At 70.3% G+C, this 12,684-nt stretch carries 11 protein-coding genes; 1 reads left to right on the forward strand and 10 read right to left on the reverse strand.

The genetic code is table 11. From position 1 onward, the window contains the following. Window positions 1-269: 269 nt before the first annotated feature. From ABZ893_RS30445 to ABZ893_RS30455, 3 genes are all read right to left on the reverse strand, one after another. Window positions 270-740, reverse strand: coding sequence for a DUF6113 family protein (locus ABZ893_RS30445; RefSeq protein WP_361410087.1), 471 nt, complete (start codon window positions 738-740; stop codon window positions 270-272). Then, complete coding sequence (gene mshB, locus ABZ893_RS30450) at window positions 740-1,633, reverse strand: N-acetyl-1-D-myo-inositol-2-amino-2-deoxy-alpha-D-glucopyranoside deacetylase (protein ID WP_361410089.1); 894 nt, start codon at window positions 1,631-1,633, stop codon at window positions 740-742. The genes ABZ893_RS30445 and mshB overlap by 1 nt, the downstream gene beginning before the upstream one ends. Before the next feature lie 73 nt (window positions 1,634-1,706). Then, complete coding sequence (locus tag ABZ893_RS30455) at window positions 1,707-1,901, reverse strand: hypothetical protein (protein WP_361410092.1); 195 nt, start codon at window positions 1,899-1,901, stop codon at window positions 1,707-1,709. Window positions 1,902-2,063: 162 nt separating this feature from the next. On the opposite strand from ABZ893_RS30455, the gene ABZ893_RS30460 reads away from it, so the two are divergent. Next, complete coding sequence (locus tag ABZ893_RS30460; RefSeq protein WP_361410095.1) at window positions 2,064-4,196, forward strand: prolyl oligopeptidase family serine peptidase; 2,133 nt, start codon at window positions 2,064-2,066, stop codon at window positions 4,194-4,196. Between the two features lie 41 nt (window positions 4,197-4,237). On the opposite strand, the gene ABZ893_RS30465 is transcribed toward ABZ893_RS30460, so the two are convergent. The 7 genes from ABZ893_RS30465 to ABZ893_RS30495 all read right to left on the reverse strand — a co-directional run bounded on the left by ABZ893_RS30465 (window position 4,238) and on the right by ABZ893_RS30495 (window position 12,672). Beyond that, window positions 4,238-5,311: a dipeptide ABC transporter ATP-binding protein gene (locus ABZ893_RS30465; RefSeq protein ID WP_361410098.1), complete on the reverse strand. Its 1,074-nt coding sequence runs from the start codon at window positions 5,309-5,311 to the stop codon at window positions 4,238-4,240. Continuing rightward, entirely contained in the window at window positions 5,304-6,278 is a 975-nt protein-coding gene (locus ABZ893_RS30470) for an ABC transporter ATP-binding protein (protein WP_361410101.1), read from the reverse strand. Before ABZ893_RS30470 ends, ABZ893_RS30465 begins: the two co-directional genes overlap by 8 nt. A 6-nt stretch (window positions 6,279-6,284) precedes the next feature. Beyond that, entirely contained in the window at window positions 6,285-7,298 is a 1,014-nt protein-coding gene (locus ABZ893_RS30475; protein WP_361410104.1) for an ABC transporter permease, read from the reverse strand. Beyond that, entirely contained in the window at window positions 7,291-8,214 is a 924-nt protein-coding gene (locus ABZ893_RS30480) for an ABC transporter permease (protein ID WP_361410107.1), read from the reverse strand. Before ABZ893_RS30480 ends, ABZ893_RS30475 begins: the two co-directional genes overlap by 8 nt. A 64-nt stretch (window positions 8,215-8,278) precedes the next feature. Further along, window positions 8,279-9,922 (reverse strand): ABC transporter substrate-binding protein, encoded by a 1,644-nt coding sequence (locus ABZ893_RS30485; protein WP_361410110.1) that lies wholly within the window; start codon window positions 9,920-9,922, stop codon window positions 8,279-8,281. A gap of 112 nt (window positions 9,923-10,034) precedes the next feature. After that, window positions 10,035-11,363: a serine hydrolase domain-containing protein gene (locus ABZ893_RS30490; protein WP_361410113.1), complete on the reverse strand. Its 1,329-nt coding sequence runs from the start codon at window positions 11,361-11,363 to the stop codon at window positions 10,035-10,037. A 181-nt stretch (window positions 11,364-11,544) separates the two neighbouring features. Next, window positions 11,545-12,672, reverse strand: coding sequence for a dipeptide ABC transporter ATP-binding protein (locus ABZ893_RS30495; RefSeq protein WP_361410116.1), 1,128 nt, complete (start codon window positions 12,670-12,672; stop codon window positions 11,545-11,547). Between the last annotated feature and the right edge of the window lie 12 nt (window positions 12,673-12,684).

Genomic DNA, 12,684 nt, shown 5'->3' on the forward strand with positions numbered 1-12,684 from the left:
CACGCGGGCTGCTCGGCGGCGCGCACCACCATACTGGCCACGGCCGGAACGCATCCGGTGACCGCCGACGAAAACCCGTGGGGGGCATGGGCCACGGGTGGGTCCGGTGCATCAGGGCCGCCGGAGTCGCAGCGTCCGGTTCCGCGCTCCACACGGCTCCGGAGCGCCCCGATAGCGGGGCTATTGGGGCGTTTCGGCAGCGCAGCGAGGTGCCGCGCCGGACGTCGAACCCCCGGCCACGGCCCGTCGGCCGCTCCCCAAGTGGTACGTCACTTCCCAAGTCGGGCGCCGGGGCCCGGCGGTTGCCGCGGCAGGCCGAAGGTGGCGCAGATCACAGCCAGGGTCATCCCGCCGAGCAGGAACACGTACGAACCGGTTCCCGCGCCGAACACGAAGTCGCCCTCGGGCCGGGTCGTGGTGAGCAGAATGACCGTCACCACCCAGCCGGCGGCGGCCGCGGCGGCCCCGCCCTTGGTGCCCGTGAGGCGCCCACCGCCGAGGAAGACGCCGGCCGCGCCGAGCAGCGCGAGCAGCAACCCGCCGGGGAACCAGCCCGCTTGGACGAGCGACCCGGCGACGCCGACGAGGGCGCCGAGCACGAGGAGTCCGGCGTGCGCGGCGAGGCGCGCGACGCCGAGACCGGGCCCCGGCGGCACCGGGGCAGGCGGCTTGGCGGCGCCGCTCGACGCGGTCGCCCGTCCCTGCCTGGCCGCCTTGCCCGACCCGCCTGCACCACTCATCACGCCACCACTCCCGCGAACAGATCGTGCTCGTACGGCGCCGCCGCCTCGCCCCGCGCCAGCTCGTAATACTCCACGTCGAAGACCGGCTGGGCGAGTCGGTTCGACAGGATGAAGAGGGGTTCGCCGCCGGGGGCGACCTCGACCTGGGTCGCGTGGGCGGCCATCGCGGCGGTCTTGGCCGCGAGGAAGCCCTGGCCGTCGATCTCGGCGGTGATCAGCGCGTCGTCGACGACACCGGGCACGTCACCGATCTCGGCGACGGCGTCGTACGGGGTCTGGCCGAGGGCCCCGGCCAGCCAGCGGAAGCGCTCCTCGGCCACGGAGCGCGGCACCCGGTTCCAGTAGATCTTGGCGATGGTGTGGGGCTCGCCGAGGTCGCGGCGGAACGCGGGCTCGGCGGCGAGGTCCGCCGCGCGCATGGCGACGCGGTGGGCCTGGATGTGGTCGGGGTGGCCGTAGCCGCCGTCCGGGTCGTAGGTGACGAGGACCTGGGGGCGCACCTCGCGGATCACCTCGACGAGGCAGGCCGCGGCCTCGTCCAGGTCGGCGGACCAGAAGGCGCCCGGCCGCTCGTTCTGCGGGGCGCCCATCATCCCGGAGTCGCGGAAGCGCCCCGGGCCGCCGAGGAAGCGGTGGTCGGTGACGCCCAGCTCCTTCATGGCGGCGGCGAGCTCGCCGATGCGGTGCGGGCCGAGGATGTCCTCGCGGTCCGGGGCGAGGTGGGCGAGCCGGTCGGGAATGACCTCGCCCTCCTCACCGAGGGTGCAGGTCACCAGGGTGACGTGGGCACCGTCGGCCGCGTACCGGGCCATGGTGGCGCCGTTGTTGATCGACTCGTCGTCGGGGTGCGCGTGCACGAGGAGCAGACGCCGGTCGGGCAGTTCCGTCATATGCCCAGCCTAGGACGTGATGACTTCGCGCCCGTAATGGCTCCGACGGCCTCCGGTTCCGCTTCTGCGGGCCCTAGAACTTGATCCCGCCGACCATGCCCGCGACGTTCTTCGTGATCTGGCTGATCGTGGGTGCGATGGAGGAGCTGGAGAGGTAGAACCCGAGCAGGACGCAGATGAGCGCGTGTCCGGCTTTCAGACCCGATTTCTTGATCAGGATGATGACGATGATCGCGAACAGCACCACCGCTGAAATCGAGAGTGCCACAGCGGTCCACCTCCCTTGTCCCGAGCCCAACTGCCGTACGCAGTGCGGCGAACGGCTTCTACCCACACGACGCTAGAGATCATAACTATCCGTCCGGACGCATGGATCGGTGCATGGGCGCAAGGGGGGCGCACGACCCGTCCGGCGTCCTATGGTCTGGGGATGACCACCGAGCCTGTTTCCTTTCCGCGCCGGCACGCCCGCACCCAGCGCTTCACGCTGGGCGCGCCACGGGCGTTCGCGGTCGCGCCCGACGGCGAACGCGTCGTCTTCCTGCGCTCCGGTTCCGGTACCGACCGCGCGAACGCGTTGTGGGCCCTGGACGTGGCGTCCGGCGAGGAGCGGATCGCCGCCGATCCGCTCGCGCTGCTCGGCGGCGCCGAGGAGGATCTGTCGGCCGAGGAGCGCGCCCGGCGCGAGCGCAGCCGCGAGGGCGCCGCGGGCATCGTCGGCTACGCGACCGACGCCGCCGTGGAGCTGGCCGCGTTCGCGCTCAGCGGACGGCTGTTCACGGCCGAACTGCGCGCGGGCACGACGCGTGAACTCACCGAAGCGGCGCGCCACGGTTCCGTGATCGACCCGCGTCCCTCGCCCGACGGCCGCCACGTCGCGTACGTCGCCGGGGGCGCGCTGCGCGTCGTCGGCGCGGACGGCGAGGGCGACCGGGTTCTGGCCGGGCCGGCCGAGGACGAGACGGCGACCGTCACCTACGGCCTCGCGGAGTTCATCGCGGCCGAGGAGATGAGCCGTTCGCGCGGCTTCTGGTGGTCGCCCGACTCGGACCGGCTGCTCGTGGCGCGGGCGGACGACGCGGCCGTACGGCGCTGGTGGATCGCGGACCCGGCGCACCCGGACCGCGAGCCGGCCCGCAACGCCTACCCGGCGGCGGGCACGCCCAACGCGGAGGTGCGGCTCTTCGTCGTCGGCCTGGACGGCGAGCGCACCGAGGTGTCGTGGGACCGGGCCGGATACCCGTACCTGGCCCGCGTGCACTGGTCGGCCGACGGGGCGCCGCTGCTTCTCGTGCAGGCGCGTGACCAGCTGAGCGAGCTGTATCTCGCGGTGAACGTCGAGGACGGCTCGACGCGGATGGTGCACGCGGACGAGGACGGGCAGTGGCTGGAGCTGTTCCCCGGTGTGCCGTCGTGGTCGCCGAGCGGGCAGCTCGTGCGGATCGCCGACGAGGGCGGGGCGCGGGTGCTCGCGGTCGGTGAACGTCCTTTGACCGGGCCGCAGTTGCACGTACGGGCGGTGCTCGACGTGGGCGCGAGCGACGTGCTGATCTCGGCGTCGGCGGGCGCTGCGGCGCCGGAGCGGGAGACCGGCGAGGTACATGTCTACCGGGTCAACGAGCTGGGCGTGGAGCGGGTCTCCGAGGAGCCCGGCGTGCACTCGGCGGTGCGTGCGGGCGGCGTGACCGTCCTGGCGTCGGCGAGCACCGGCGAACCGGGCACGCGGGTGCGGGTTCTTCGCGACGGCAAGCAGATCGCGACGGTCGCCTCGCACGCCGAGCGCCCCTCGCTGAGCCCGCGCCTGACGCTCACGGAGGCGGCCGGGATCCCGTGCGCCGTCCTGCTCCCGTCCTCGTACCAGGAGGGCGACGGTCCGCTGCCGGTACTGCTCGACCCGTACGGCGGTCCGCACGGGCAGCGGGTGGTCGCCGCGCACAATCCGCATCTGACGTCGCAGTGGTTCGCTGACCAGGGCTTCGCGGTGGTCGTCGCGGACGGGCGCGGCACCCCGGGCCACTCCCCCGCGCGGGAGAAGGCGATCCGCGACGATCTGACGCTCACGCTCGACGACCAGGTGACGGCGCTGCACGCGCTCGCCGAGACGTTCCCGCTCGACCTGGGCCGGGTGGCGATCCGCGGCTGGTCGTACGGCGGCTACCTCGCGGGCCTCGCGGTCCTTCGCCGCCCGGACGTGTTCCACGCGGGCATCGCGGGCGCCCCCGTCACGGACTGGCGCCTCTACGACACCCACTACACGGAGCGCTACCTGGGCGACCCGACGACCTCGCCGGAGGTGTACGCGAAGAGCTCGCTGGTCACCGACGACGGGCTGTCCGAGGCGGCGGAGCAGCACCGGCCGCTGATGATCGTGCACGGCCTGGCCGACGACAACGTGGTGGTGGCGCACAGCCTGCGCCTGTCCTCGGCTCTGCTCGCCGCGGGCCGGCCGCACGAGGTGCTTCCGCTGTCGGGCGTGACCCACATGACGCCCCAGGAGCAGGTCGCGGAGAATCTGCTGCTGCTCCAAGTCGACTTCCTGAAGCGCTCGTTGGGCCTCGCCTAGGCAGCTGACCGGCCGGGGCGGAATCACCCGCCCCGGCCCGCCTACTCGGTCGGCACGACCTTCATCTCCTCCGCGAAGAAGCACGCAGAGGCGTGCTTGGCCGAGGACTCCCCGATGCGGAACTCGGCGGGCACGGCGAGTTCTGGGATCTCCAGGGAGCACCGCTCCTGCGCCTTCCAGCAGCGCGTGCGGAAGCGGCAGCCCGACGGCACGTTGGCCGGGGACGGCACGTCTCCGGTGAGGATGATCCGCTCGCGGTGCTCGCGCGCCTCCGGGTCGGGGACGGGGACGGCGGACAGGAGCGCCTGTGTGTAGGGGTGCGTGGGGTGTTCGTAGATCTCCTCGTCGGTGCCGGTCTCGACGATGCGGCCGAGGTACATGACGCCGACGCGGTCGGAGATGTGGCGGACGATGGACAGGTCGTGGGCGATGAAGACGTAGGAGAGGTCGAACTCCTTCTGGAGGCTGTCGAGCAGGTTGACGACCTGGGCCTGCACGGAGACGTCGAGGGCGGAGACCGGTTCGTCGGCGACGATGATCTCGGGGCGCAGCGCCAACCCCCGTGCGATACCGATGCGTTGACGCTGGCCGCCGGAGAACTGGTGCGGGTAGCGGTTGATGTACTCGGGGTTGAGTCCGACGACGTCGAGGAGGTCCTGGACCCTGCGGCGCCGGTCGCCCTTGGGGGCCACCTCGGGGTGGATCTCGTAGGGCTCGCCGATGATGTCGCCGACGGTCATGCGGGGGTTGAGGGACGTGTAGGGGTCCTGGAACACCATCTGGATGTTGCGGCGTACGGCTTTCAGGGCGCGCCCGGAGAGTTTGGTGACGTCCTCGCCCTTGTACTTGATCTGCCCGGCGGTCGGCCGCTCCAGGTTGACGAGCATCTTGGCGACGGTGGATTTGCCGCAGCCGGACTCGCCGACGATTCCGAGGGTCTCGCCCCGGGCGAGCGCGAAGTCGACGCCGTCGACCGCCTTGACCGCGCCGACCTGCTTCTTGAACAGGATTCCCTGGGTGAGCGGATAGTGCTTGACCAGGCCGCTGACCTCCAGGATCGGCTCGCCGGTGGGCGTGGGCCCGACGTCTTTCGTCCCTGTCGCCACGTCAGCCATCGAGCGTCTCCTTCCAGAAGTGGCAGGCGCTGCGCCGGGCCGGGTTCACCTCGTTCAGCGGGGGGACGTCGGTGCGGCACACGTCCCGGGCCATGGGGCAGCGCGGGTTGAAGGCGCAGCCGGGCGGGATGTGCATCAGGTTGGGCGGCAGGCCCTTGATCGCGTACAGCTCCTGGCCCTTCTGGTCGAGGCGCGGGATCGATTCGAGGAGGCCCTTGGTGTACGGGTGGGCGGGCGCCTTGTAGATCTCGTGGACGGGGGCCGTCTCGACGATGCGGCCCGCGTACATGACGGCGATCTTGTCGGCGACGTCCGCGACGACGCCGAGGTCGTGGGTGATGAGGATGAGCCCCATGCCGAGTTCGCGCTGGAGCTCGGCGAGCAGGTCCATGACCTGGGCCTGGACGGTGACATCGAGGGCGGTGGTGGGCTCGTCGGCGATGATCAGGTCCGGTTCGAGGGCGAGCGCCATCGCGATCATGATGCGCTGGCGCATACCGCCGCTGAACTGATGCGGGTACTGGCCGACGCGCTCCTTGGCGGCCGGAATCCTGACTCTGTCCATGAGTTCGACGGCCTTGGCGCGGGCGTCCTTGCGGGACATGCCCCGGTGGACGGTGAACAGCTCGCCGATCTGGGCGCCGACGGACAGGACGGGGTTGAGGGAGCTGAGGGCGTCCTGGAAGATCATCGCCATCTTGGCGCCCCGGATCTTCCTGCGCTCGTCCTCCTTGAGCTTGAGGAGGTCCTTGCCCTGGAAGACGATCTCGCCGCCGGCGATCTTTCCGGGCGGGGTGTCGAGGATGCCCATGACGGCCTGCGCGGTCACGGACTTGCCGGACCCGGACTCGCCGAGGACGGCGAGCGTCTCGCCCGCGTCGACGGTGTAGTTGACACCGTTGACGGCCTTGGCGACGCCGTCGCGGGTACGGAACTCCACGTGCAGGTCGCGTACTTCGAGCAGCATGGGCGCCTACCTCAGCTTGGGGTCGAGGGCGTCGCGCACCGCGTCGCCGAGCATGATGAACGCGAGCACGGTGACCGCGAGGGCGCCCGCGGGCCAGAGCAGCATGTGCGGGGCGTTGCGGATGTAGGGGGACGCCGCGGAGATGTCGATGCCCCAGCTGACGGTGGGCGGCTTCAGGCCGACACCGAGGTACGAGAGGGTCGCCTCCAGGGAGATGTACGTGCCGAGGGCGATGGTGGCGACGACGATGACCGGGGCGACCGCGTTGGGCAGGATGTGGCGCAGGAGCATCCGGGAGTTGGAGGCGCCGAGGGCGCGGGCCGCCTGGACGTAGTCGTTCTGTTTGGCCGTGATGACGGAGCCTCGGGCGATGCGGGAGAGCTGCGGCCAGCCGAGCAGCACCATGAACCCGATGACCGGCCACACGGTGGCACTGGTGACGACGGACAGCAGCACCAGGCCGCCGAGGACGACGGGGATGGCGAAGAAGACGTCGGTGATACGGGACAGGATCGCGTCCCCCGACCCGCCGAAGAACCCGGCGAGCCCGCCGAGGACGCTGCCGAGCAGCGCGACGCCGAGGGTGGCGCAGACGCCGACGGTGACGGAGGTGCGGGCGCCGTACACGGTGCGGGTGTAGACGTCGCAGCCCTGGCCGTCGAAGCCGAAGGGGTGGCCTGGCTGGGAGCTCTCCTGGGCCTTGGCGAGGTCGCAGGACAGGGGGTTGCCGGAGGCGATCAGGGAGGGCCAGAGCGAGATGACCACGAGGAAGACGATGACGAGGCCCGAGATGATGAAGATCGGGTTGCGGCGCAGGTCGCGCCAGGCGTCGGACCACAGGCTCCGCGGCTTGCCGGCGGGTTCGCCGCCGCCGGGACCGCCGGGCGTCTTCTCCAGGGTGGTGCCCTCGCTGGTGGCGAGGTCCATGGCGCCGCCCGCGCCCGTGGCCGCTATGGCGCCGTCCTCGGGGGCGCGGCCCCCACCCGAGGTGAACGGCTCCGGAGGCTGGGGTTCAGGCATAGCGGATCCTCGGGTCGAGTACGGCGTACAGGAGGTCGACGATCAGGTTGGCCACCAGGAAGACGAGGACGAGGACGGTCACGAAGCCGACGACGGTCTGGGTGTTCTGGCGGAGAATGCCCTGGTAGAGCTGGTAGCCGACGCCGTGGATGTTGAAGATGCGCTCCGTGACGATGGCGCCGCCCATCAGGGCGCCGATGTCGGTGCCGATGAAGGTGACGACGGGGATCAGTGAGTTGCGCAGCAGGTGCCGGGTGATCACGCGGTGGCGCGGAAGGCCCTTGGCGATGGCGGTGCGGACGTAGTCGGCGCGGCGGTTCTCGGCGATCGAGGTGCGGGTGAGCCGGGTGACGTACGCGAGGGAGACCGAGGCGAGGACGAGGCCGGGGACGATCAGTTCGGAGAACGTGGCCTCGGTGGACACCGCGGGTTTGATGACGCCCCATTCGACGCCGAGCAGCAGCTGGAGCAGCAGGCCGGTGACGAACGTCGGCACGGAGATGACGACCAGGGTGAGCAGCAGTACGCCGGTGTCGACGGGGCGGCCGCGGCGCAGGCCGGTGACGACGCCGAGGGTGATGCCGATGACGATCTCGAAGAGGATCGCGACGATGGTCAGGCGGATCGTCACGGGGAAGGCGGTCGACATCAGTTCGGTGACCTTCTGGCCGTTGAACGCGGTCCCGAAGTCGCCGGTGAAGACGTGCCCCATATAAGTCAGGTATTGCTGCCAGACGGGCTTGTCGAGGCCGAACTCCTGCTTGAGCTGGGCGGCGGTGGCGGGGTCGCAGGTCCGCTCGCCGCACAGGCCCGCGATGGGGTCGCCCATCACGTTGACCATCAAAAAGATGAGCAGCGTCGCGCCGAAGAAGACCGGGATCATCTGCAGCAGACGCCGGATCACATAACGTCCCATGACGGGGCTCCCGAATCGGGGGGAGCGGCCGCCCGGCGGTGTCCGGGCGGCCGCTCCCCGGACGTCACTTGACCTTGATCTCGTTGTAGACGGGGACGCTGAACGGGTTCAGGGCGACGTTGCTGACCTTGTCGGAGTAGCCGGCGCTGCCGTTCTGGTACCAGAGCGGGATGGCGGCCATGTTGTCCCGTACGACGCCCTCGGCCTGCTGGAACAGCTGGATCGCCTTGGTCTTGTCGGACTCGGCGTTGGCCTGGTCGACGAGCTTGTCGAAGTCCTTGTTGGACCAGTGGCCGTCGTTGGACGAGGCGTTGGTGTAGTAGAGCGGCTGCAGGAAGTTCTGGATGAGCGGGTAGTCCATCTGCCAGCCGGCACGGAACGGGCCCGTCATCTTCTTCTGCGTGATCTTGTTGCGGAAGTCGGCGAAGGTGCCGGTGGGCAGGCCGACGCAGGCCTTGTCGTTGCCGAGCGCGTTGTTGATGCTGTTGCAGACGGCGTCGACCCACTCCTTGTGGCTGCCGGTGTCCGCGTTGTACGCGATCTTGACCTGGCCGCCGGGGAGGCCGCCGCCCTCCTGGACGAGCTTCTTGGCCTCGGTGGGGTTGTAGTCGCAGGCCTTTCCGCACAGGCCGTCCTGGAAGCCGCCCTCCTTGCCGAGGACCGGCGAGGTCCAGTCGGTGGCCGGGGTGCGGGTCTTCTGGAAGATCGTCTCGGTGATCTGCTTGCGGTTGATCGCCATGGACAGGCCCTCGCGGACCTTGTCGCTGTTGGCCTTGTTCCACGCGGGGTCGTAGAAGGGGAAGGCGATCGTCTGGATGATGCCGGCCGGGGTGTTGATGTACCGGCCGCTCAGGTCGGCGTTCACGTTCTTGAGCTGGGCCGCGGGGACGTCGTCGACGAGGTCGAGGTTTCCGGCCGTCAGATCGGTGTAGGCCGTGTTGTTGTCGGTGTAGACCTTGAGGTCGACGCCGCCGTTCTGCGCCTTGTCCGTGCCCGGGTACTTGTCCCACTTGCGCAGGGACATCTGGGAGCCCTTGGTGTAGCTGTCGATCGTGTACGGGCCGTTGCCGACGGGCTTGCTGATCCAGGCCGCGTGGTTGTCGAAGAAGGCCTTGGGGAGCGGCGAGAAGGCCGCGTAGCCGAGGGTGTCGGGCCACAGCGAGAACTTCTGGCTGAGCTTGACGGTGAAGGTGAGCGGACCGGTCACCTTGAGGCCGGACAGGGTGGTGGCGCTCGCGGCGCCGGAGTCGGGGTGGACCTTGTCGTAGCCCTCGATCTGGCCGAAGAAGTAGGCGTTCTTCTGGTTGTTCTTGAGGGCCGCGCCGTAGTTCCAGGCGTCCACGAAGGACTGGGCGGTGACCTTCTCGCCGTTGGAGAACGTCCAGCCGTCCTTGACGGTGATGTTGAAGTTGACGGAGTCCGTGGTCTCGATCTTGTCCGCCAGCATGTTCTCGGCGGCACCGGTCTTCGGGTTGTAGCGCACCAGTCCGCGGAAGATCATGTCGAGGACCTTGCCGCCCTGCACCTCGTTGGTGTTCGCGGGCTCCAGCGGGTTCTGCGGGTCGCCCCAGGACGAGCGGACGATCCCCGACCCGTCACCACCACTGCCACTGCCACCACCGCTGTCGCTCCCACCACCACAGGCCGTCGCCGTAAGTGCGACCACCACCGCACAAGCGGCCCACCTGGCGTGCGTGGCTCCACGCATGGAGTCCTCCTCGGAATCCTTCTGAGTCCGCGCCTTACGGCACTTAGGCCCAAATATCATCCTTAACGGCATATAACGCACTTTCAGCCGTCCGTATGGGCGGGAAGGTGCTCTACGGGAGGACCGGAACCGACGCGGGCTCAGCCGTCAGCGTGCAGGCGTGACTCAGCAGATTGCCGAGGTGGCCCTCGCTGTCGCCGTTCTTGTAGGCGAGGGCACGGCCCGTCAACTCGCCTTCAAGTAGGCAGAGTTCGAGGCCGAGTAGCGGGCCGGCGATGTGCGCGTCTGCGGTCGGGAGCTGGAGCGGGAAGGTGGCGCGCAGGGCGAGGGTGTCTGTGGCGGTCGCGTCGGCGGTGGCCGTGGTGGCTCCGATACGCAGCTCTGCCTGGCCCTGTGCCAGGATCCGTAGCCGGACGCTGACGTCACCCTCCGGGGTCTCGATCCGGCCCGCCCACTCCCCCTGCGGCAGCGTCAGGGGGCGGGCGGGGGCGGCGAAAGACGGGGTGATCCGCTCGGGGGCGTAACCCGGGACCAACTCGCCCAGTACGTGGTTCACGACCGCGTCGCGGGCCGCCTTCGTCGTCGTGTTCGTCAGGACCGCGACCGACAGGGCCCGTTCCGGCGCCGCCGCCACCATCGCGGCCACCCCGCCCATGCCGCCACCGTGGCTCACCAGGAGCGGACCCGCGCCGAGCGAGACACACCAGCCGAGGCCGTACCCGAGGTGCTCGCCGATCGGGACGGCGTCGGTCATCGCGGCCGCGGTGTCCGGCTTCAGGAGCCGCGGCCAGGACCCGGCGAAGCGGGCGAGTTCGGACGCCGTCGCCCAGCCGAGCGTGGCCCCGGGGTGGCTGGTGCGCAGGACGTCCGGGTAGGGGCGCCCGTCGGATGTGTACCGGGTCGCGGCGCCCGGGCGGGCGGGGGCGATACGGAGGCCGCCGAGGCCGAGGGGTTCGGTGACCCGCTCATGTACGTACGTCGCGAGGTCCTGGCCCGTCGCCTGCTCCAGGAGCCGGCCGAGGAGCCGGTAGCCGAGGTTCGCGTACTCGAAGCCGGAGCCGGGCTCGCGGTACAGGCGGGTGTAGCGCTCGGCGTCGATCGCGGGCGCGCCCGTCTCGCCGTAGTGGAAGTCGTAGTGCGCGCCAAGGCCGCCCCGGTGCCGCAGAAGCTGACGCGGCGTAGCGCCGAGCGGGCCCGGGGCGTCCAGGTCGATGAGCCCCGCGTCGGCCGCGACGCAGACCGCCACGGCGGTGAGCGGCTTGGTGACGGAGGCGAGGGCGTACGGGGTGCCCGGCGTGGCCGGGGTCCCGGCGGCGATATCCGCGAGCCCGTACGCCCCGGCGAGAACCACCTCTCCGCGCTCGGCCACAGCGACGGAGACGGATGGACACCCGTACCTGTCCATGGCCTCGACGCAAAGCGTCTCCAGGTCATTCAGCACCGCGACCCCAATCCTCGTACGCGAAACGGCCCGCCACCGGTGGCCGGCCCCAGCAGGCCATCGCCTCAGCGCGGCACGCCCCCAGACCACACGCCCCCGCGGCCTCTTCCCCCTACGTCGAACGGCCCGCCACCGGTGATCCAATCACCAGTGGCGGGCCGCCAGTTGAAAAGACGAAGCGTCAGGCGTCGTCGCCCGTCTCCTCCTCCAGGGCCACCAGTGCCGGGTCGAGGACGATGTCCTCGCCGCGGTCCTCCGTGGTCGGCTCCTCCGGGAAGTGGCAGGCCGTCAGGTGGCCGTCACGGTTGCCGGAGATCTGGACGAGCGGCGGCTCCTCCGTGGCGCACTTGTCCTGCGCCTTCCAGCAGCGCGTACGGAAGCGGCAGCCGGACGGCGGGGCGATCGGCGAGGGCACGTCGCCCTGCAGCCGGATGCGCTCACGGTCCTCGCCGTCCTCGATCTCCACCTCCGGCACGGCCGAGAGCAGCGCGTGCGTGTAGGGGTGGCGCGGCGCGTTGTAGATCGAGTCGCGGTCACCGATCTCGACGATCTTGCCGAGGTACATGACCGCGACGCGCTGCGAGAAGTGCCGCACGATCGCCAGGTCGTGGGCGATGAACAGGAACGCGATCCCGAGCTCGTCCTGGACCTTCTTGAGCAGGTTGACGACCTGCGCCTGGATCGACACGTCGAGCGCGGAGACCGGCTCGTCCGCGATGATCAGCTTCGGGTTCAGGGCGAGCGCGCGGGCGACGCCGATGCGCTGGCGCTGACCGCCGGAGAACTCGTGCGGGAAGCGGTTGTAGTGCTCCGGGTTGAGACCCACGGTCTCCAGGAGCTCACGGGCGCGCTTCTCCCGGCCGCCGGGCGGCTCGATCCCGTTGACCTCCATCGGCGACTTGATGATCGTGCCGACCGTCTGCCGCGGGTTCAGCGACGAGTACGGGTCCTGGAAGATCATCTGGATCTCGGAGCGCACCGGCGCGAGCTGCTTGCGGCTCGCGCGGCTGATGTCCTGGCCCTGGTACGTGATCGTGCCGCTGGTGGGCTCCATCAGGCGCGTGATCAGCCGGCCGGTGGTCGACTTGCCGCAGCCGGACTCGCCCACGAGGCCGACGCTCTCGCCCGCGTGCACGGTGAGGTCCACGCCGTCGACGGCCTGCACGGCGCCGACCCTGCGCTTGATGGGGAAGCCGCCGTAGATCGGGAAGTGCTTGGTCAGGCCCTCGACGTGGAGCAGCGCCTCGCCGGACTTCGCGGGCCCTTCGCCGGATCCCTGCTGCTTGGGAAGGGTGACGTTGTCAGTCATGTCGTGTACTTC

Origin of the sequence: Streptomyces sp. NPDC046821, from assembly GCF_040645335.1 — a bacterium.
GTDB lineage: Bacteria > Actinomycetota > Actinomycetes > Streptomycetales > Streptomycetaceae > Streptomyces.

Excerpts from the sequence above, each read along its gene's own strand:
- ABZ893_RS30445 (WP_361410087.1), bottom strand. The coding sequence starts at position 740 with ATGAGTGGTGCAGGCGGGTCGGGCAAGGCGGCCAGGCAGGGACGGGCG.
- mshB (WP_361410089.1), bottom strand. The coding sequence starts at position 1,633 with ATGACGGAACTGCCCGACCGGCGTCTGCTCCTCGTGCACGCGCACCCC.
- ABZ893_RS30460 (WP_361410095.1), top strand. The coding sequence starts at position 2,064 with ATGACCACCGAGCCTGTTTCCTTTCCGCGCCGGCACGCCCGCACCCAG.
- ABZ893_RS30465 (WP_361410098.1), bottom strand. The coding sequence starts at position 5,311 with ATGGCTGACGTGGCGACAGGGACGAAAGACGTCGGGCCCACGCCCACC.
- ABZ893_RS30470 (WP_361410101.1), bottom strand. The coding sequence starts at position 6,278 with ATGCTGCTCGAAGTACGCGACCTGCACGTGGAGTTCCGTACCCGCGAC.
- ABZ893_RS30475 (WP_361410104.1), bottom strand. The coding sequence starts at position 7,298 with ATGCCTGAACCCCAGCCTCCGGAGCCGTTCACCTCGGGTGGGGGCCGC.
- ABZ893_RS30480 (WP_361410107.1), bottom strand. The coding sequence starts at position 8,214 with ATGGGACGTTATGTGATCCGGCGTCTGCTGCAGATGATCCCGGTCTTC.
- ABZ893_RS30485 (WP_361410110.1), bottom strand. The coding sequence starts at position 9,922 with ATGCGTGGAGCCACGCACGCCAGGTGGGCCGCTTGTGCGGTGGTGGTC.
- ABZ893_RS30495 (WP_361410116.1), bottom strand. The coding sequence starts at position 12,672 with ATGACTGACAACGTCACCCTTCCCAAGCAGCAGGGATCCGGCGAAGGG.